Raw genomic sequence first — 20,224 nt, 5'->3', positions numbered from 1 at the left:
ATTAAGGGGCACTGCTTTATAGTCGTTATTGCGATTGTTCAGTGTCTTTTGTAGAGAGGTTCATTTGTTCTTTGATGGCATTTTCGACACGTTGGCGTTCACTCTCTTCCACAAGTTGATAAGAAATACCTTCAATCCCTGTCACGCCATCGCCAGTGTAATCGTAGCCTTTTAATTGATCGGTTTCAATCGTTTTTAGTGCGGGGGTGTATTTTTTTAGCATTGCCATCATTTGGTCAAAGGACAAGTCGGTTTCGCCATGTTCGCCGATTACGTCCAGAATTTCTTGATATTTTAGTAAGCTGTTAAAAGAAAGTAGTTTGTTGGTTAATTCGATTAAAACTTCTCGTTGGCGGCGTTGACGACCATAGTCGCCTTCGGGGTCTTCGTAACGCATGCGCGCGTATTGTAAAGCTTCCCAGCCACCTAAATGTTGTTTGCCTTTCGGATAATGAATCCCTTCAGCGTCAAAAGCAAAGGCATTGTCGACAGTGACGCCGCCCACCGCATCGCCAAGGTCCTTCATAGCATCCATATCAATTGAAAAGTAATGATTGATTGGGATGTGCAAGACATTTTCAACCGTTTTAATTTGCATATCGGCACCACCGAAAACGTGGGCCGCATTGATTTTATTGTATTCGCCATTGGTGCCAGCCATTTCCACATAGTAGTCACGCGGGATGCTGGTGATGGTAGTTTTTTGTAATTGATTATTCACTGTAACCACCATTAAGGCGTTGGAGCGGTAATCGGTTTTGCGTTTTGAGTCATTCGCAATTCCCATAATTAAGAAACTAACCGGCTCACCTTTGGCTAAATCGGGACTCTTCGTGGAAGATTTTCTTGGTTTATACATGGTGTTCGCCGTTTTTTGCAAATTACGATACATGCTGACGCCGTAAGCGGAAACAGAAAGTGTGCCTAAAAATAAAAGGGTTAAACTAAAGACCACGAATAAACTTTTTCTTTTACGAGAATGGCGGCGCCGGCGTTGTGTCGGTACTTCTGCTTCCTCTGGTTCAGGTGCCGGCAAATAACGTTGAACAATTTGAAATGAAAAGTTGATCCAGCTATAACTTAGGAGCATCCCAGCGATGACATCACTAGGATAATGAACGCGTAAGATTAAGCGACCTAACACAATCAAAACTAAATAAGTGAGTAAGAAAATTTTGATTCCTTTGGTTTTTTCGACATGAAGATAGGCCAAAATGATCAAAATCGTACAGACTAGCGCCATTGCTAATAATGAATGTCCGCTGGGAAAGCTAGCAGAGCTTCGATCAGCTAAAGCGCCTAGGTTTGGTCGAGCCCGACCCACCACATGTTTAAAAACGCTCCCTAAAAAGCCGACAGCTAATAGGTTACTGACAGCCCAAAAGGCTAGAATTTTTTCTTTTTTGCGTAAAAGGTACACCATCAATAATAAGAAGAATAGCAGCATTGGTCCAATTGTGGCTGTTTTTGCTAACAGATTGACCGCTGTTAAAAGTGGGGCATTTAATTGCCATTTGATGTGATAGATAGCTTCGTCCATTTGTTGAAACCAATTTGGACTAGCCGCCACTAACAAAGTGAGGAAAGAAAAACAAAGCGTTGTTAGGGCATAAAGTGGAAATTTTTTATTCGATGTTTGCATGAGAATCCCTTTCTTTTTCCCTTGAAAGAGTAGACTAAGCCAGCATCGATCGTAAATAAGCGCTTGCGACTAAACAGGACACAGCAAGCCAATCGGTTCTCATCGTCTGAGCTTTAGCACTATCCAACGTAAAGATTTCTCTTAGCTATTTTTAGAAGAGCCTTAATTCGACCATTCCTGTTTTACACATTGGTGTCTTTCGACATTTCTGCGCAATAGCCTATGTTTGGATAGGAGCCTCACCTAACAAGGTTATTTTATCTAACGCTAGAAGTATAGAATTTATGCAGCGGTTCTCACAATGAAGTTTAAGAAAATTTATTGTTTTTTAAATAAATTTAAAGGTGTGGGGAAGTGAAGCAGTTAAAAAAAACAGTACTTGAGCATTCTAAAAAAAGAGTGGGCAAGGCTGTTCTCGGTTAATCGCTATAAATAGTAGGTGTTCAATAATGATAAATTAAAAAACAAACATTTTTTATAAGAGTGCTATAAGTTTTTCTCAGTAAAAAAGGCGGACAGTTGCTATTGAATTGCTAGTTCATTTAAAATAAATATGTCGACAATAATTGTGCACAAAGTTGATGGTCGCTATCGAAAAAGTAAAAATGATGTTGTGGAGATTTTACGTTTCAGTTGATTAAGATTACATGTTTTTTGAAGGGTTTTGCTTATAAGGGAGCGATATACATGAAAAAAATGATGTTATTCATAATTGCAGTAGGCGCAACGATGATCAGTGTTTTTGCTTTAGGAGATGCACAGCAGAGTTATGCACACGGCTATGTTGATAGCCCAGTCAGTCGAGTCAAAAATGCGGAAGCAAACGGATTTGGATGGGGGCCTGGTCAAGACAGCTCACAGCCAGAAATTATCACGACACCCCAAGGAATTGAAGCGCCAACTAAATTATTAGACACGGGTCAATTAAATGGAAGGTTGCCTTCAGCTGGATTAGCAAGCTATTCCAAACTAGATGAACAAACAGCCACTCGTTGGGTAAAAAGTAATATAACAACAGGAGAGAATAATTTTAAATGGGTGATGACGGCAAAACATAAGACCAATCGTTTTAGATACTATATGACGAAACCTGGATGGAATCCTAATGCACCATTAACGATGGACGAAATGGAACTGATTGGCATAGTAGGGCAACCAATCGGTCAAGATTTACCTCCTGGTCAAGAATTTATGGTCAATGATACAGAAACACACAGAATAAATATTCCCGCTGATAGGAAAGGATACCATGTTATTTATGCCGTTTGGGATATCAATGACACGATTAATTTATTTTATCAAGCGATAGATGTTAATGTTCAATAATCAGGTATCAAGATAATGCGGCTGAGACAAAAGTGTTAAGCGCCAAGAACCAAGTAGGTCCTGTTCATCATCAAATCACTACGTTCTTCGTGATTCTCAACATTTGGAAGGATTAAGATACGCCGAACACTTGTGTGAGAAAGTCAATTTTGGCTTATTTTCGAAGGGGCTGCTTTTGTTCAGCTGATTATTTTCAGAAGTAGAAAGTGGGACATCAGTCAAAACGACTGATGTCCCGCTTTCTTTTTTCTAAATTTCCCTACTTATCCTCGACGCCATTCACCAATCTGGTCCAAACTAATTTCCCCAGAAGACAACGTTTTGGCCGTGCCATCAGGCAACTGGACAATCAATTCTCCATTTCCATTAATGGTTGTCGCAACGCCGCGGAAGTCTTGCCCATTTTGGGTAAAAGCGACGTCTTTGCCAATCACAAAGGAGCGTTGTCGGTATTCTTCTAAAAAGTCTTTCGTTGAACGTTCGTCTAAAATTTGATAAAAATGATTCCAAATGTTGGCGACTAATTCATTTCGCGTCGCCGTCGGTTCACCATCTGGGAAAAGGGAAGTCACTTTCTGCCGAATGTCCTCAGGAAATTCGGTTTCTGTAATTGAAAAATTAATCCCCATGCCGATGATAACATTGGAAATCTGCCCTGTTTCCACATTGCTCATGGCTTCCGACAAAATCCCGCAAACTTTTTTGCCATTTAAATAAAGATCATTGACCCATTTAATTTCTGTGTGAACGCCTGCCAGAGCATCCATTGCTCGAGCGACCGCTACGGCCATAATCACAGTATATTGGGCGATTTCTTCAAAATTTTGGTTCGGTTGAAGCACCATGCTCATGTAAATCCCTTTACCTGGCGTAGCGAAAAATGGTCGGCCGAACCTGCCCCGCGGCATTTCTTGCATGTCAGCAACAATCAATGTATTGTCGGGCGTCTGGTCTAAAATCGCCCGCTTAGCATCGGTCATGGTAGATTCAGATGTTTCTAGGACGGTAATTGTTAAAGGCGGCGTTTGGGGCCATAATGCCAACTGAATGCCTTCTGCAGAAAGGACATCTGATTTCTCAAGGCGATACCCCTTATTTTGCACGCTAGTAATTTGATAGCCATCTTTTTTCAATTCATTAATCGCTTTCCAAATAGCTGTGCGAGATAAGGACAGACGTTGTGCCATCTCTTCGCCTGAAAGGAATGCGGGCGTTTGTTTCATCAATAAAGTTAGGACTTGGCTTTTTGTCGACATATTTTTTCCTCCGATTCGTTATGCTTATTGTAGCGGAAAGGAAAAGGCTTGGTCAACTAGTGAAAAAATCCATCTTAGGATGGAGGAAAATGAAGCAGGCGTTTGCTATACTTGTTTTATTGAGAAGGAGTGAGGGGAATGGAAAAGCAACAATATGTTTGTGAGAAATGTGGCAACATGCACTATGTGTCGGACCAATTTCAAGCAACAGGTGGGAACTTTGCGAAAATTTTTGATGTTCAAAATAAAAAATTTATTACAATTAGCTGTACCCAATGCGGCTACACCGAACTTTACCGCAGCCAAACAAGCGGCGGCATGAATGTCCTAGACTTTTTATTAGGTGGCGGTTAGTCAAAAACGAATGCATCTTTGCATTCGTTTTTTTGTGTGAATAGAAGATAGGGGAAAATGCGTAATTATTTATTACGCATTTTTTCATTAAAACCCTTTACAAAAAAACTCCTTTTTATGAAAAAGAAAACCTTAAAGAAACCCTTGACTTTTCTAGACAAAGGTAGTAAAATCTATAGAGCAAAAACTATCTGAAAGTGACGAAGCAGGAGCGAAATATTGTCCGTTCCGGTTTTTTATAGGAAAACAAAAGTAGAAACGCCAGAAAATTTTTCGGAAGCATGTTCTATTTTTGGTTTTTTTTTGCTTAAAAACTGCAAAAAATGCTTTTTGTTACATATATTTAATATATGTAACGTAAATGTAATTTTTCGGATCGGTGTTTTGATAGACTTATAACTAGAGGGGTGAAGAGCTTGGCTGGACACGTAGTAAAATACGGAAAGCATCGCGAACGTAGAAGTTTCGCACGTATCAGTGAAGTATTGGAATTACCAAATTTAATTGAAATCCAAACAGACTCTTATCAATGGTTTTTAGATGAGGGACTTCGTGAAATGTTTGAAGACATTTTACCAATTGATGATTTCCAAGGAAACTTATCCTTAGAATTTGTTGACTATGAATTAAAAGAACCAAAGTACACAGTAGAAGAAGCCCGCGCACATGATGCCAACTATTCTGCGCCATTACATGTAACATTACGTTTAACCAACCGTGAAACAGGTGAAATTAAATCCCAAGAAGTCTTCTTCGGCGATTTCCCATTAATGACAGAAATGGGTACCTTCATCATCAACGGGGCAGAACGTGTTATCGTTTCCCAATTAGTTCGTTCTCCAGGTGTTTATTTCCATGGAAAAGTGGACAAAAACGGCAAAGAAGGTTTTGGCTCAACAGTCATTCCTAACCGTGGTGCATGGTTAGAAATGGAAACAGATGCGAAAGACATTTCTTATGTTCGGATTGACCGCACACGTAAAATTCCTTTAACTGTGTTAGTTCGTGCTTTAGGTTTCGGTTCAGATGATACCATCTTCGAAATTTTCGGCGACAGCGAAAGCTTACGCAACACAATTGAAAAAGATTTACACAAAAACGCAAGTGATTCTCGTACAGAAGAAGGCTTGAAAGACATTTATGAACGTCTTCGCCCAGGCGAACCAAAAACAGCAGATAGCTCACGTAGCTTGTTAACTGCACGTTTCTTTGATCCAAAACGTTATGATTTGGCAAACGTTGGTCGCTACAAAGTTAACAAAAAATTAGACTTAAAAACACGTCTATTAAACTTAACCTTAGCTGAAACGCTAGTTGATCCAGAAACTGGTGAAATCATTGTCGAAAAAGGCACGGTTTTAACACACCAAATCATGGAAACATTAGGCGAATACATTGACAACGGCTTAAACAGTGTAACTTACTATCCAAGTGAAGATGCGGTAGTAACTGAACCAATGACGATTCAAGTGATTCAAGTTCTTTCACCAAAAGATCCTGAACGTATCGTGAATGTGATTGGTAACGGCTATCCAGACGATAGCGTAAAAACAGTTCGTCCAGCAGATATCGTTGCTTCAATGAGCTACTTCTTCAACTTAATGGAAGATATCGGCAATGTCGATGACATCGACCACTTAGGTAATCGTCGTATCCGTTCAGTAGGCGAATTATTACAAAACCAATTCCGTATTGGCTTAGCCCGTATGGAACGTGTGGTTCGTGAAAGAATGTCTATTCAAGACACAGAAACATTGACACCACAACAATTAATTAACATCCGTCCAGTGGTAGCAAGTATCAAAGAATTCTTTGGTTCTTCACAGTTATCACAGTTCATGGACCAAACAAACCCATTAGGTGAGTTAACCCATAAACGTCGTCTATCAGCCTTAGGGCCTGGTGGTTTGACTCGTGACCGTGCCGGTTATGAAGTTCGTGACGTTCACTACTCTCACTATGGTCGTATGTGTCCAATTGAAACGCCTGAGGGACCAAATATCGGGTTGATCAATAGCTTATCTAGTTATGCGAAAGTGAATAAATTTGGTTTCATCGAAACGCCTTATCGCCGTGTTGATCGTGCGACAGGCCGTGTTACTGATCAAGTAGATTACTTAACAGCAGACATCGAAGACCATTATATCGTAGCGCAAGCGAACTCACTTTTAAATGAAGATGGCACATTTGCCAATGATGTTGTTATGGCGCGTCTACAAAGTGAAAACTTAGAAGTTGCCGTAGACAAAGTTGACTACATGGACGTTTCACCAAAACAAGTAGTCGCAGTCGCAACAGCATGTATTCCTTTCTTAGAAAACGATGACTCCAACCGTGCCTTGATGGGTGCCAACATGCAGCGTCAAGCGGTGCCGTTAATTCAACCACGCTCTCCGTGGGTAGGTACAGGTATGGAATATAAATCAGCCCATGACTCAGGTGCTGCTTTACTATGTAAACATGACGGTGTCGTAGAATTCGTCGATGCAAAAGAAATTCGCGTTCGTCGCGACAATGGCGCATTAGACAAATATATGGTTACTAAATTCCGTCGTTCTAACTCAGGAACAAGCTACAACCAACGCCCAATTGTTCACTTAGGTGAAAAAGTTGAAAAAGGCGATACTTTAGCGGATGGGCCTTCTATGGAAGAAGGCGAAATGGCTTTAGGGCAAAACGTCTTAGTTGCCTTCATGACATGGGAAGGTTACAACTACGAGGATGCCATTATCATGAGCCGTCGTTTAGTTAAAGACGATGTTTACACTTCTGTGCATATTGAAGAATATGAATCAGAAGCACGTGATACAAAATTAGGACCTGAAGAAATTACCCGTGAAATTCCAAACGTTGGGGAAGACGCATTGAAAGACTTAGACGAAATGGGGATTATCCGCATTGGTGCTGAAGTTCAAGATGGCGACTTACTAGTTGGGAAAGTCACACCTAAAGGGGTTACAGAATTATCTGCAGAAGAACGTTTATTACACGCAATCTTCGGGGAAAAAGCCCGCGAAGTTCGTGATACGTCTCTCCGTGTACCTCACGGTGGCGGCGGTATCGTTCATGATGTGAAAATCTTTACTCGTGAAGCTGGCGATGAATTATCACCAGGTGTCAACATGTTAGTTCGTGTCTATATCGTTCAAAAACGTAAAATTCACGAAGGAGATAAAATGGCGGGACGTCACGGAAATAAAGGGGTTGTTTCCCGTATTATGCCGGAAGAAGATATGCCATTCTTACCTGACGGAACACCTGTTGATATCATGTTGAACCCATTAGGGGTACCTTCTCGTATGAATATCGGACAAGTACTTGAATTACACTTAGGTATGGCTGCTCGCCAATTAGGTATTCACGTCGCAACACCTGTTTTCGATGGGGCAACCGATGAAGACGTTTGGGAAACTGTTCGTGAAGCTGGTATGGCTAGCGATGCTAAAACAGTTCTTTACGATGGACGTACAGGTGAACCATTTGATAACCGTATTTCCGTTGGTGTCATGTATATGATTAAATTAGCCCACATGGTTGATGACAAATTGCATGCTCGTTCAATCGGACCTTACTCTCTTGTTACGCAACAACCGTTGGGTGGTAAAGCTCAATTCGGTGGACAACGTTTCGGGGAAATGGAAGTTTGGGCACTGGAAGCTTACGGTGCTGCTTACACATTACAAGAAATCTTAACTTACAAATCTGATGACGTTGTCGGACGTGTGAAAACATACGAAGCCATCGTTAAAGGTGAACCAATTCCAAAACCAGGTGTGCCTGAATCATTCCGAGTATTAGTGAAAGAATTACAATCACTTGGTTTAGACATGCGTGTCTTGGACATTGAGGAAGCTGAGATTGAGTTACGCGATATGGACGATGACGATGATGATTTAATCACCGTTGACGCACTAACCAAATTTGCGGAACAACAATCAGCGAAACAGCTGGAAAAAGAAGCAGAATCAGTCGTGAAAGAAGAAGCACAAGACGTTGTTCAAGAAATTGAAACAGCCGAAGACAGAGACTAATTTGTCGCTACCACTCTGATGAGTTGATTCAACTGCGACTTTGTTGCAACTGCGCAAGCCATTACTTGTTCCAAGTGTCGTCAGACCTTCTTTCAAGTGATGCTTGCCATTTGCTAACAAGTTGCTGACTCAGCTTCTCTAAATAAGGAAATGGAGGGAATTCCTTTTGATCGATGTAAATAAATTCGAAAGTATGCAAATAGGGCTTGCTTCACCAGAAAAGATCAGAAGTTGGTCTTATGGGGAAGTTAAAAAACCCGAAACAATTAACTACCGTACATTAAAACCCGAACGTGAAGGGTTATTCTGTGAACGCATTTTTGGTCCAACCAAAGACTGGGAATGTGCTTGTGGTAAATATAAACGTATCCGTTATAAAGGTATTGTCTGTGACCGTTGTGGCGTTGAAGTCACTCGTTCAAAAGTACGTCGTGAACGTATGGGACATATTGAATTAGCCGCACCAGTTTCACATATCTGGTACTTTAAAGGAATTCCATCTCGGATGGGTCTTGTTTTAGACATGAGCCCTCGTGCATTGGAAGAAGTCATTTATTTTGCTTCATACGTTGTCATCGAACCAGGTGACACAACATTAGAGAAAAAACAATTGTTAACGGAACGCGAATATCGTGAAAAACGTGAACAATATGGCCAAGCCTTCAAAGCTGCTATGGGTGCCGAAGCCGTGAAACAATTATTAGATAACGTCGATTTAGATGGCGAAGTTGCGCAATTAAAAGAAGAATTGAAAACAGCTTCTGGTCAAAAACGGACACGTGCCATCCGTCGTTTAGACATCTTAGAAGCCTTCCGTGCTTCAGGTAACCAACCAAGCTGGATGGTAATGGATGTTATCCCAGTTATTCCACCAGATTTACGTCCGATGGTTCAATTGGAAGGTGGTCGTTTTGCAACAAGTGACTTAAACGACTTATACCGCCGTGTTATCAACCGTAACAACCGTCTAAAACGTTTATTAGACTTAAATGCACCAAGCATCATTGTTCAAAACGAAAAACGGATGTTACAAGAAGCGGTCGATGCTTTAATCGATAATGGTCGTCGTGGCCGTCCAGTTACTGGACCAGGTAACCGTCCATTGAAATCTCTTTCTCACATGTTGAAAGGGAAACAAGGTCGTTTCCGTCAAAACTTACTAGGTAAACGTGTTGACTATTCTGGTCGTTCCGTAATCGTCGTTGGTCCGTTCTTAAAAATGTACCAATGTGGTTTACCAAAAGAAATGGCGATTGAATTATTCAAACCATTTGTAATGCGTGAATTAGTACAACGTGAAATTGCGACAAACATTAAAAATGCGAAACGTAAAATCGAACGTGGCGAAGATGAAGTTTGGGATATCTTAGAAGAAGTTATCCAAGAACACCCAGTTTTACTTAACCGGGCACCTACGTTGCATAGATTAGGGATCCAAGCTTTCGAACCTGTTCTTGTTGAAGGTCGTGCGATTCGTCTTCACCCATTAGTTTGTGAAGCCTACAATGCCGATTTCGATGGAGACCAAATGGCGGTTCACGTGCCTCTAAACGAAGAAGCACAAGCAGAAGCTCGTATGTTAATGCTTGCTGCCCAAAATATCTTGAACCCGAAAGATGGTAAACCAGTTGTTACACCATCTCAAGATATGGTCTTAGGTAACTACTATCTAACAATGGAAGAAGAAGGCCGTGAAGGGGAAGGTATGATCTTCCGCGACATGAACGAAGCTGTTTTAGCATGGCAAAATGGCTACGTGCATTTACACTCACGGATTGGGGTTCAAACAACACTTTTAGGTGACAAACCATTTACTGATTGGCAAAAAGAACGAATCTTAATCACCACAGTTGGTAAGATCATCTTTAACGAAATCATGCCTGTTGAGTTCCCTTACTTGAACGAACCAACAGACTATAACTTAACTGTTCAAACACCAGATAAATACTTCGTAGAAGCTGGTACAGACATTCCTGCACATATTAAAGAGCAAGAATTAGTTTTACCATTCAAGAAGAAAAATCTTGGAAATATCATTGCTGAAGTCTTCAAGAGATTCCACATTACGGAAACCTCTAAAATGCTTGACCGCATGAAAGACTTAGGTTACAAACACTCAACTTATGCTGGGATGACGGTAGGGATTGCCGATATCATGGTTCTTCATGAAAAACAAGCAATCATTGACGCTGCCCACAAACAAGTTGAAACAATTACTAAACAATTCCGTCGTGGTTTAATTACTGATGACGAACGTTATGAACGTGTAATCGGCGTTTGGAACGGTGCCAAAGACGAAATCCAACAAAAACTGATCGAAAGTATGGAAGCTCGTAACCCAATCTTCATGATGTCTGACTCTGGAGCCCGTGGTAACATCTCCAACTTTACACAGTTAGCTGGTATGCGTGGTTTGATGGCCGCTCCGAATGGACGAATCATGGAATTACCAATCATCTCAAACTTCCGTGAAGGACTTTCTGTCTTAGAAATGTTTATCTCAACTCACGGGGCTCGTAAAGGGATGACCGATACGGCCTTGAAGACAGCCGATTCAGGTTACTTAACACGTCGTTTAGTTGACGTTGCCCAAGACGTAATCATTCGTGAAGACGACTGTGGCACTGACCGTGGTCTTGAAATCGAAGCCATTCGTGAAGGTAACGAAATTATCGAACCATTAGACGAACGTCTATTAGGTCGTTATACACGTAAATCAGTTGTTCATCCAGAAACTGGTGCAATCATCATTGGTGCGGATCAATTAATCACTGAAGATCTTGCAAGAGAAATCGTGGACGCTGGTATTGAAAAAGTAACCATCCGTTCTGTCTTTACATGTAACACAAAACATGGTGTATGTAAGCACTGTTACGGACGTAACTTGGCAACTGGTTCTGACGTTGAAGTCGGAGAAGCAGTTGGTACAATCGCCGCTCAATCAATCGGGGAACCTGGTACACAGTTAACCATGCGTACGTTCCATACCGGTGGGGTTGCCGGTGACGATATCACTCAAGGTTTACCTCGTATCCAAGAAATCTTTGAAGCACGTAATCCGAAAGGGCAAGCAGTGATTACAGAAGTAACCGGTGAAGTTATCGATATTTCTGAAGATCCTGCCACACGTCAAAAAGAAGTAACCATCAAAGGAAAAACAGATACACGTACCTATACTGTCCCTTACACTGCACGTATGAAAGTTGCTGAAGGCGACATTATCCACCGTGGTGCACCGTTGACAGAAGGTTCAATTGATCCAAAACAATTATTACAAGTTCGTGATGTTTTATCTGTTGAAAACTACCTATTACGTGAAGTACAACGTGTTTACCGTATGCAAGGGGTAGAAATCGGCGACAAACATATCGAAGTAATGGTTCGTCAAATGTTACGTAAAATCCGCGTAATGGATCCAGGTGACACTGAAATCCTTCCAGGAACATTAATGGACATCGCAGAATTTAAAGACCGTAACTACGACACATTAGTTGCTGGTGGCGTCCCTGCTACTAGTCGTCCAGTCTTACTTGGTATTACCAAAGCGTCATTGGAAACAAACAGCTTCTTATCTGCTGCATCCTTCCAAGAAACAACACGCGTGTTAACAGATGCTGCTATCCGTGGCAAAAAAGATCCATTACTTGGATTGAAAGAAAATGTTATCATTGGTAAAATCATCCCAGCTGGTACTGGTATGGCTCGTTACCGTAACATGGAACCAAAAGAAGTTGGCGTAGCTAGCGAAAACGTTTATAGTATTTCAGACATTGAAGCACAAATGGCTGCTGAAGATGCGTTGAAAAACATCAATAAATAAACCCTAAAAAGCCGCAAGGAGCATGCTCCTTGCGGCTTTTTTTATTTGCTATAACCAACTGATTGTGAGTAAGCCCAAACTTAAAAAGGGGACAAAGGGAAGTTTCTGTTCAACTGGATACCTCAAAAATTTACAACTGTAGCCATAGATTAGGCCATAACTACTGGCAAAAAATAGCAGCATCAGCAACTGAGGTACCTGTAAAAAACAGCCCCACAAACCCAGTAACAAAAGATCCCCTCGCCCCATGGCTTCCGGAAAATAATATAAGACGGCTCGGAAAAAACAAAAACAAAAAAGACCAGTCAGTAAGTAAAACGAATGCTGACCCGCCATTTTCAGCAAGCAAAGCACAAAAAAACTCGGATAAAGAATCTTCGGTTCAACCACTAAATACCAGTAATCAATCAAGGATAATGTGAAAGCGCTCGTCAGCCACCACCAGAGAATCAAAGCATCAATCGTCAGGCCAGCTGAAAAACAGCTTGCGGTTAAGCCGCCCATGACAAGTTCTGCTAAAAGATAACTCTTAGCTACTGGCTGTTGACACTTTCGACAACGAAAGCGCTGCAGCAAAATCGAAACAACTGGAATTAATTCATAGAGTTGTAGAGGCTGGTAGCAACCTTGACAGTGGGAAGGGGGCCACCACAAAGAACGCCCTACTGGTAAGCGCTCCGCCACTAAGCATAAAAAAGAACCGAAACAGGCACCAATCAAAAAGAGACTCAAGAAAAACATAGGTTACCTCCTTAAAAATAAACTACGCTTTTTTTAAACTTTTTCGTTTGACTAGACAAATCTTTTTTTGTTAGGAATAATAAAAGAAACAAGAAATGAGGGAATCAAATGGAAAAATTAGCGATTGGTGTCGACGTTGGCACCACGCAAGCCAAAGCAGTGGCTTTTCAAGCAAATGGCACAGTCGTAGCTTCTAGCTATGTGCGTTATCCATTAATTCAAGAGACTGAAGGAATGGCGGAGCAAGACCCAGAAACGCTGTTCCAAGCTGTGGTGAACTGTATTCGAACCGTCACACAGCAAGTGAAGAATCAACCAATTGGGCTCATTTCTTTTGCTTCGGCGATGCATGGCTTAATTGCCATGGATGCGCAAGGACGCCCATTGACCCAAGTGATTACTTGGGCTGACACCCGAGCATCTGATTATGCGGAAGCGTTAAAAGAAACGCCAGCGGCCCAATTGTTTTATCAATTGACAGGGATGCCAGTTCATCCAATGGCACCTTTGTACAAGATTCGCTGGCTGCAGGAAAATCAGCCAGCCGTTGCGCAGAGCGCGGCCAAGTTTATTGGGATTAAGGACTACATTTTTTACCGTTTCTTTGGCGAATACTGGACAGATTATAGTAGTGCTTCAGGAATGGGTTTATTTAATATTCGCACGCGGCAATGGGAATCGTCGATTTTAGCGTATTTATCTATTGAGGAGGAACAGTTGCCAAAAGTTGCCCCGTCAACGTTCATTTTTCCAGCGTTAGCGCCTTCTTGGCAAGAGATGCTTGGTGTTACAGAGGAAACGGTTTTAGTTCTTGGTGGCGCGGATGGCCCGTTGTCTAATTTAGGTTTGGGAGCGCTAGGAACGGGTGTAGCGACTTTGACCGTCGGTACGAGCGGTGCACTTCGGTATATTGTCGAAGAACCTTTTTTGCATCCGCAAGGTGAAACGTTTTGTTTTGCTCTAGATGAACAGCACTGGGTGATTGGTGGCGCCAGTAGTAATGGTGCAGTTGCATTAGATTGGGCGAGCCAAACGATTTTTGCAGAAGAACGTCAGCAAGCTATTCAAAACGGGACCAATATCTATGACCCAATTATGGCCAAAATTGCAACCGTGCCAGCTGGGGCAAATGGCTTACTGTTTCATCCTTATTTGCTAGGTGAACGAGCACCGCTGTGGAATGCAGAGGCGAGCGCAAGTTTTATTGGCTTGCGCAAAAATCACCACGCCGGACATTTAGCTCGAGCGGTGGTGGAAGGAATCTGTTTCAATTTAAAAACTATTTTAGAGGATTTGAAACAACTCGGTGGACCCGTTCAGGAGATTCGGGCGACAGGCGGCTTTGCTGATTCCCCTGTGTTCCGTCAAATCATGGCTGATGTGCTGGGAGAAACGTTATCGTTCACTGATAGCACCGAAGCTTCGGCATTAGGCGCTGTTTTGCTAGGTTGGCAAGGCTTAGGTCAGTTACCAAATTTACAAGCAGCGGCGCAACAGGTGCTGATTCATGAAACGGTCACGCCACGAGCGGATCAATTGCTAGTTTATCAAGAACTGTATCCTGTTTTTCAAGAAACCCAACAAATTTTAGCACAAAGTTATCAAAAATTAGCAGAATTCCGAAAATAATTGATAGTAAATAGCTTTGACAAATGGCTGAGAAGTTGCTTAACTAGAAGAGAGACAAAGACTTGAGGAAATGAGGATGAGAAATGAAGAAGCAGCTACTACCACTATTTCTGTTATTCATTGGGGCGTTAGCAAGTTGCAGTGCACCGTCTCATTCCGGCGAAAAAGCAGCGCAACAGTTGGTAGATTACTTTATTTATCAAGAAAAGACAGCGACATTCTCTCAAACTTTTCGTGAATCGAAAGTCTTAGTGGAGCATTTGCAGACGAGCCGTCAACAGTTCCAGAAGCAGTTTTTCAATAGCTTAAAAGAAATGAACGCTGAAGTCACCGAGACCGAAGCCCAGAAGCTTAGCGCAGAATTACTAGCTCAAGTGAAGAAAAAAGCGTCATATCAACTAGTAGCCACGAAAGAATTGAATGGGCAAGCGACAATCACTTTTCAGATTAAGGGCTTAGATTTTGTGACGGCGATTGAAGATACAACCACTGCTCTTCTTCAGCAAACGCAACAGGCGACACAAGCGCTAGACATGCAGCACACGTTAGCCGTTTTAAAAAAAGAAATCCAACAAATCAATGTCAGCCATGTGCCAGTTGAACTGCCATTAACGGTTAAGCAAGTAGAAGGGCAATGGTACTTGCCGGCAGCGGAGCAACTGAGACTGAATCAGTTTTTTTTAGCTTTCGTCACAGGAAAAGAAGATACTGACAAGTTGACGGAGGCACTCGACACGATCCTCACTCAAGCGGAACAAAAAGTCGTCACTGCGGATGAAAAAACAGCGATTTCAGGAAATTAATTAGATTCTTAATTGTAATTATTATAATTTGATAATAATTTTAAAAAAGAAAGGTTTTCAGTGTACTTTTTTCACAATTCATATTACACTAAGAGTGTAGAAAAAATATTTAGGAGGATGACAAAGAATGAAATTTGAAAAAACAAAAGAAATTTTGAACCAACTCGTTGCAGATTTAAGCCAATTTTCCGTGGTAATTCATCAAACACATTGGTATATGCGTGGACCTGAATTTTTAACACTTCACCCACAAATGGATGAATACATGGATCAAATCAATGAGCAATTAGATGTTGTTTCAGAACGTTTAATCACATTGGACGGCTCTCCATTCTCAACATTGCGTGAATTCGCAGAAAATACAAAAATTGAAGATGAAATTGGTAATTGGGACCGCACCATTCCAGAACGTATGGAAAAATTAGTAGCAGGCTACCGTTACTTAGCAGATCTTTACGCAAAAGGAATCGAAGTTTCTGGTGAAGAAGGCGACGACTGCACACAAGACATTTTCATCGCAAACAAAACAGACATCGAAAAAAATATTTGGATGTTACAAGCCAAACTTGGCAAAGCGCCTGGTATTGACGCATAATTTAAAACAACTCCCAAAGCCGCTGACGTTGACGTTGGCGGTTTTTTTCTGTTTAAAAGGCACAAAAAAATAAGTGAAAATCTATTTTCTGAAAGCGCAGAAAAACATTGACTTTATCAGTGATTGAAGGTAAAATATTAAATGGTATTGTTTGCCCCACAATGAGCCCCGGAAACTCAAGTGTATGTCAAACATCGAAAACAAAATTGGAGGAAAGAAACGTGCGTACAACATATATGGCCAAAGCTGGCGAAGTAGAACGTAAATGGTACGTAGTAGATGCAACAGATGTTCCTTTAGGACGTCTATCAGCAGTTGTTGCTTCTGTACTACGTGGTAAAAATAAACCAACATTCACACCACATGTGGATACTGGAGATTTCGTAATCGTAATTAACGCTGATAAAGTAAAATTAACAGGTAAAAAAGCTACAGACAAAATTTACTACCGTCACTCAATGTATCCTGGAGGATTAAAATCAGTGACTGCTGGTGAATTACGCGACAAAAACTCTCGCCGTCTTATCGAAACTTCTGTAAAAGGTATGCTACCTAAAAACACTTTAGGACGTAAACAATTTACTAAATTGAACGTATACGGTGGAGCTGAGCATCCACATGCTGCACAACAACCAGAAGTATTAGATATCACGAACTTAATTTAAGGAGGGAAATTCATTGGCACAAGTACAATATAGCGGCACAGGCCGTCGTAAAAATGCAGTTGCCCGCGTACGCTTAGTACCAGGTACTGGTAAAATTACTGTAAACAAAAAAGACGTAGAAGAATATATTCCACATGCTGACTTGCGTGAAGTTATCAACCAACCATTTGGCGTAACTGAAACAAAAGGCGCTTACGATGTAATCGTAAACGTAAACGGTGGTGGCTATGCTGGACAATCAGGAGCTATCCGTCACGGAATCGCTCGTGCATTGTTACAAGTAGATCCTGACTTCCGTTCTGCTTTAAAACGCGCTGGGTTACTTACTCGTGACGCACGTATGGTTGAACGTAAAAAACCAGGTCTTAAAAAAGCTCGTAAAGCTTCACAGTTCTCAAAACGTTAATCAACTCCTTGTTGTATCAACGTTTACAAGAGATTTTTGGTTCAAGTTGGTTCAAATCAACTGGACAAAGAATTTAACAAGTTTAAAGCATCAGCATTTTGCTGGTGCTTTTTTTTTGCATTAATTCAAGATAGTAGTTTTGTGTTGTTTGGACATTAATATGACTTAAGCGTTTTGATACAAAGGTATTATCATAATCTACTTGCTTGTCATCTATAGACGATAGAAATTATTTATCATTAGTTGTGCTAATCATCCTAAATTTGAGTAAAGATCGCCATCATATTTAGCAACTTTTTAAATGCATAAATTTCGCTAACAGATGTATCTTTCCTGAAATCTTGAATAACCTCATTTACATAAAATCAAATTTGGGAATTTTTATTAGATTTTAAAAATTCACTTAATATGAATTGTTTCTTAGTTGTTGATGTGTATTATTTTTACATTTCTCCGTTGATGTTTTGAGTACAATTAATTAACAATGTAAGTGCAATAACTATAATTAAACTAAACCTTTTTCATGTTTACCTCTCTTTATTTTTTAGTTACAACGATGTTTTTTCTAAGTAATTTCACTATTTCTTGTGTTAGTATATAAATGTATAATTTTTGTGTTATAATTACTGTGCATTAGGTATAAACTGATGAGAGGAGCTTGATGATGAAATATGGGAAAATATTTAAGAAATTGTATGAACAAAACTATAATTTTAAGTTAGTTCCTTATGATTGTGCTCCCTCTAATTATTCAGAATTGATAAAAAAGCAAAAGCAGGAAGGGTTTAGACAAGTCCTGTTTAATGTAGAGTTAATGCTAGACTTAGTTAAAGCCGTTTATATTTATCCAGATTTGTATTTGCAAAAAATCAAAATGTGTTCAGATGCAGAAGAAAATGTTCAGTCTGAAATTGATGATTTAGTAATAGAATCCCGTTCAAATAGAGAATTAATATTTAGAATAATTGATGAACTCGAATGGTATTCTGATAGAGAATCTATTGATATTTTTGAAATACATTTCTATGATAAAGAAACATCAAGCAAAACAGTTTTAAAGTCCAATGGTATTGTTTATGGCGATGAAATTGATTCGTTATTCAAACAGTTTATATATCCGCAGTTAATGAGGTATTTTGATGAAGGATAATATAAAGAAACAATTAATACAATTGGTTGTTGTTATTAGTTCGGGAATATGTGCGTATTTTTTTCCTATAGCATCTAAGTTTCTAAATATTCAGTCAGATAAGATATTAATAGGATTTGATATTGCTATTTTTAATACCTGTATAAGTATATTACTGGCAGTCATTCAAGACTTTTTTATGAAAAAGAAGATGAATGTAACAGTCTCTGTGAAATCGGGTAGCCAAGAATCGAATAAATTATATATTTCTAATGATGATGTGGATGAAGAAAAAACGATTGATGTTGTAGTAAATATAGATGTAAGTGGGAAAAAGCGGTTTTGTAAAAAGAACATAATGATAAAATGTCCAACATCATATATTCTACAGTTAGAAAAAAGGAAAAATGTTTCTTTTATAAAAGAAATTACGACATCAGAAGAGTATGAGATAGACTTAAATGAAATGTTATCTAAAAGTCCCGAATTTGATATTTCTTTTTCAAGAGAAATTCATTTTTCTCTTTTACTAGAAGAGCATAATCGAGGGAATAAAGATGAACTAAGGTTTGAAAGGGAAAAAAATTGGGGTTTGATCAGCATTAATAGTAATGGGCTTAAATTAATTCAAAAATAGGGTGGTTGAAGCATAATGGCATATTCAAAGTGGGTGGATAATACAGATAATTCTTTAGAAAGTTTGATAGATAAGTTTTTAATAAATAGAGAGGGGACATTGGACCCATTTAGTAATGAAACTCTATTACACAAAGTAGATTTGGCATTTGATGATAACCAAACATTTAAAATTGACGAAAAGGTAGTTACATATAACTATTTAGTTTATCAATATGAGTATATAAGAAAGAATGAGATAACTAACCCAATAAGAGAAAAAAGAGTAGGATTGTATGTTGCAGATATAATAATTTTTAACTATAATTTTAAAAATTACTACATTGTAGATAAAGGATACACTACCCCCACTCTTGGGAATTTAAGAACTTTAGCCGGATATTCGGGTAAGATGGAGATATCGGAGCAACGAATTATTGGTATTAAAACTGATTTGTTTATATGGATGATTCACCATTTACTTGATAATCCCAATTCGTTCCTTAATGATCAAAATAACACAAAAGTAGAGAGTGTTATTGGGTTTAAAGGCTCTACAGCAGATAAATTAGCAGAAATTTCTGGTTCAGGAGAAAAGATAATGAAGATGTTAACGACGCTTTTATTTCTTTTTGAGAATCAAAAAATTTCCAAAGTGGAAACAACTGTTTTTAGAAAAGATGAACGCTTCAAGTTGACGTTAGGTGAAAAGAGCCTGGTAGAGATTGATTTCAATTCTTTTGAAGGTGAGGACTTTTTTGTAGGGAAAGAAGAACTTAAATCAAAAGTCGCAATAAAAGTTTTTGTGGATGTAATACCCAACCTTATTTCAATTTTTTCCGATGAAATAGATTCAAAAAAATGGTCAATGAGAAAAGAAGAGAAGTTTTTTAAAGATATTGGAAGAGACTTGTCGAGAAAAATAAATGAAAAATTACGAACTAAAAACAAATGATTTTTAATAGTATATTTGAGTGATTATTCACAGATATTGTATTCAACTAACATCTATTTTGGTTCAAATTGGTTCAAGTACCATCAATAAACATCCAAATCTGTCCATCTCAATCCATATTCTAAACTAGTAAGTTATTTATATAAAAGGATTCTGATGGATTGGAATTCCTAAATGATAGCAAGTTCTGTTCTCAATACGTTAATTATTTGGAGTCGTTGCGAACGTGTTCGCTTACGAATCAATTACAATGTTTC

At 39.5% G+C, this 20,224-nt stretch carries 15 protein-coding genes, 1 pseudogene and 1 riboswitch; of the genes and pseudogenes, 12 read left to right on the top strand and 4 right to left on the bottom strand.

What is annotated here, in order from left to right; translation table 11 throughout:
• Positions 1-25: 25 nt before the first annotated feature.
• Positions 26-1,642, bottom strand: coding sequence for a phosphatase PAP2/LCP family protein (locus IGJ41_RS13205; RefSeq protein ID WP_002408396.1), 1,617 nt, complete (start codon positions 1,640-1,642; stop codon positions 26-28).
• Positions 1,643-1,733: 91 nt separating this feature from the next.
• Positions 1,734-1,900: riboswitch (M-box (ykoK) riboswitch) on the bottom strand.
• 429 nt (positions 1,901-2,329) lie between these two features.
• On the opposite strand from IGJ41_RS13205, the gene IGJ41_RS13200 reads away from it, so the two are divergent.
• On the top strand, positions 2,330-2,968 hold the full coding sequence (locus IGJ41_RS13200; protein WP_438714579.1) for a lytic polysaccharide monooxygenase: 639 nt from the start codon (positions 2,330-2,332) through the stop codon (positions 2,966-2,968).
• Between the two features lie 263 nt (positions 2,969-3,231).
• Here IGJ41_RS13200 and IGJ41_RS13195 read toward each other — a convergent pair whose 3' ends face one another.
• The gene (locus tag IGJ41_RS13195; RefSeq protein WP_002358973.1) at positions 3,232-4,224 is read right to left on the bottom strand and encodes a biotin--[acetyl-CoA-carboxylase] ligase; all 993 of its coding nucleotides are present in this window, start codon (positions 4,222-4,224) and stop codon (positions 3,232-3,234) included.
• Positions 4,225-4,362: 138 nt separating this feature from the next.
• Here IGJ41_RS13195 and IGJ41_RS13190 point away from each other — a divergent pair, with 138 nt between their 5' ends.
• The 3 genes from IGJ41_RS13190 to rpoC all read left to right on the top strand — a co-directional run bounded on the left by IGJ41_RS13190 (position 4,363) and on the right by rpoC (position 12,429).
• Positions 4,363-4,578, top strand: coding sequence for a zinc ribbon domain-containing protein (locus IGJ41_RS13190; protein WP_002354768.1), 216 nt, complete (start codon positions 4,363-4,365; stop codon positions 4,576-4,578).
• 416 nt (positions 4,579-4,994) lie between these two features.
• Complete coding sequence (rpoB, locus tag IGJ41_RS13185) at positions 4,995-8,609, top strand: DNA-directed RNA polymerase subunit beta (RefSeq protein WP_002389470.1); 3,615 nt, start codon at positions 4,995-4,997, stop codon at positions 8,607-8,609.
• A gap of 166 nt (positions 8,610-8,775) precedes the next feature.
• Entirely contained in the window at positions 8,776-12,429 is a 3,654-nt protein-coding gene (rpoC, locus tag IGJ41_RS13180; protein ID WP_104854374.1) for a DNA-directed RNA polymerase subunit beta', read from the top strand.
• 48 nt (positions 12,430-12,477) lie between these two features.
• Here the strand turns inward: rpoC and IGJ41_RS13175 are convergent, their stop codons facing one another.
• The gene (locus tag IGJ41_RS13175; RefSeq protein WP_108120349.1) at positions 12,478-13,170 is read right to left on the bottom strand and encodes a prepilin peptidase; all 693 of its coding nucleotides are present in this window, start codon (positions 13,168-13,170) and stop codon (positions 12,478-12,480) included.
• A gap of 108 nt (positions 13,171-13,278) precedes the next feature.
• On the opposite strand from IGJ41_RS13175, the gene IGJ41_RS13170 reads away from it, so the two are divergent.
• The 5 genes from IGJ41_RS13170 (at position 13,279) to rpsI (ending at position 17,268) form a co-directional block, all read left to right on the top strand.
• On the top strand, positions 13,279-14,799 hold the full coding sequence (locus tag IGJ41_RS13170) for a gluconokinase (protein WP_438714576.1): 1,521 nt from the start codon (positions 13,279-13,281) through the stop codon (positions 14,797-14,799).
• An 83-nt stretch (positions 14,800-14,882) separates the two neighbouring features.
• Positions 14,883-15,602 carry a DUF5105 domain-containing protein gene (locus IGJ41_RS13165; protein ID WP_202524709.1) on the top strand — a complete coding sequence of 240 codons (720 nt, stop codon included), beginning with the start codon at positions 14,883-14,885 and terminating at the stop codon, positions 15,600-15,602.
• 127 nt (positions 15,603-15,729) lie between these two features.
• A complete protein-coding gene (locus tag IGJ41_RS13160) occupies positions 15,730-16,197 on the top strand; it encodes a Dps family protein (RefSeq protein ID WP_002354782.1) in 468 nt (155 codons plus the stop codon).
• Positions 16,198-16,433: 236 nt separating this feature from the next.
• Positions 16,434-16,862, top strand: coding sequence for a 50S ribosomal protein L13 (gene rplM, locus IGJ41_RS13155; RefSeq protein WP_048670019.1), 429 nt, complete (start codon positions 16,434-16,436; stop codon positions 16,860-16,862).
• 13 nt (positions 16,863-16,875) lie between these two features.
• Complete coding sequence (gene rpsI, locus IGJ41_RS13150) at positions 16,876-17,268, top strand: 30S ribosomal protein S9 (protein WP_002354786.1); 393 nt, start codon at positions 16,876-16,878, stop codon at positions 17,266-17,268.
• A gap of 56 nt (positions 17,269-17,324) precedes the next feature.
• On the opposite strand, the pseudogene IGJ41_RS13145 reads toward rpsI, so the two are convergent.
• Positions 17,325-17,467 (bottom strand): annotated as a pseudogene (locus IGJ41_RS13145) (site-specific integrase); the annotation flags it as partial.
• A 462-nt stretch (positions 17,468-17,929) separates the two neighbouring features.
• Between IGJ41_RS13145 and IGJ41_RS13140 the strand changes: the two are divergent.
• The 3 genes from IGJ41_RS13140 to IGJ41_RS13130 are packed head-to-tail and all read left to right on the top strand — an operon-like array spanning position 17,930 to position 19,967.
• Positions 17,930-18,418 (top strand): hypothetical protein, encoded by a 489-nt coding sequence (locus IGJ41_RS13140; RefSeq protein WP_002383173.1) that lies wholly within the window; start codon positions 17,930-17,932, stop codon positions 18,416-18,418.
• Positions 18,408-19,034 carry a hypothetical protein gene (locus tag IGJ41_RS13135; protein ID WP_002383174.1) on the top strand — a complete coding sequence of 209 codons (627 nt, stop codon included), beginning with the start codon at positions 18,408-18,410 and terminating at the stop codon, positions 19,032-19,034. The genes IGJ41_RS13140 and IGJ41_RS13135 overlap by 11 nt, the downstream gene beginning before the upstream one ends.
• A gap of 15 nt (positions 19,035-19,049) precedes the next feature.
• Complete coding sequence (locus tag IGJ41_RS13130; RefSeq protein ID WP_002383175.1) at positions 19,050-19,967, top strand: hypothetical protein; 918 nt, start codon at positions 19,050-19,052, stop codon at positions 19,965-19,967.
• Positions 19,968-20,224: the final 257 nt, after the last annotated feature.

It is taken from the genome of Enterococcus sp. DIV1537a, assembly GCF_051712085.1.
GTDB classification, from domain to species: Bacteria; Bacillota; Bacilli; order Lactobacillales; family Enterococcaceae; genus Enterococcus; species Enterococcus faecalis.
The sequence above is the reverse complement of the archived record's forward strand: the minus strand, read 5'-3'. Positions and strand labels throughout refer to the sequence as shown.

What these genes read in the sequence shown, in the direction of transcription:
- IGJ41_RS13205 (WP_002408396.1), bottom strand. Translation starts at nt 1,642, where the DNA reads ATGCAAACATCGAATAAAAAATTTCCACTTTATGCCCTAACAACGCTT.
- IGJ41_RS13200 (WP_438714579.1), top strand. Translation starts at nt 2,330, where the DNA reads ATGAAAAAAATGATGTTATTCATAATTGCAGTAGGCGCAACGATGATC.
- IGJ41_RS13195 (WP_002358973.1), bottom strand. Translation starts at nt 4,224, where the DNA reads ATGTCGACAAAAAGCCAAGTCCTAACTTTATTGATGAAACAAACGCCC.
- IGJ41_RS13190 (WP_002354768.1), top strand. Translation starts at nt 4,363, where the DNA reads ATGGAAAAGCAACAATATGTTTGTGAGAAATGTGGCAACATGCACTAT.
- IGJ41_RS13175 (WP_108120349.1), bottom strand. Translation starts at nt 13,170, where the DNA reads ATGTTTTTCTTGAGTCTCTTTTTGATTGGTGCCTGTTTCGGTTCTTTT.
- IGJ41_RS13170 (WP_438714576.1), top strand. Translation starts at nt 13,279, where the DNA reads ATGGAAAAATTAGCGATTGGTGTCGACGTTGGCACCACGCAAGCCAAA.
- IGJ41_RS13165 (WP_202524709.1), top strand. Translation starts at nt 14,883, where the DNA reads ATGAAGAAGCAGCTACTACCACTATTTCTGTTATTCATTGGGGCGTTA.
- IGJ41_RS13160 (WP_002354782.1), top strand. Translation starts at nt 15,730, where the DNA reads ATGAAATTTGAAAAAACAAAAGAAATTTTGAACCAACTCGTTGCAGAT.
- rplM (WP_048670019.1), top strand. Translation starts at nt 16,434, where the DNA reads ATGGCCAAAGCTGGCGAAGTAGAACGTAAATGGTACGTAGTAGATGCA.
- IGJ41_RS13140 (WP_002383173.1), top strand. Translation starts at nt 17,930, where the DNA reads ATGATGAAATATGGGAAAATATTTAAGAAATTGTATGAACAAAACTAT.
- IGJ41_RS13135 (WP_002383174.1), top strand. Translation starts at nt 18,408, where the DNA reads ATGAAGGATAATATAAAGAAACAATTAATACAATTGGTTGTTGTTATT.
- IGJ41_RS13130 (WP_002383175.1), top strand. Translation starts at nt 19,050, where the DNA reads ATGGCATATTCAAAGTGGGTGGATAATACAGATAATTCTTTAGAAAGT.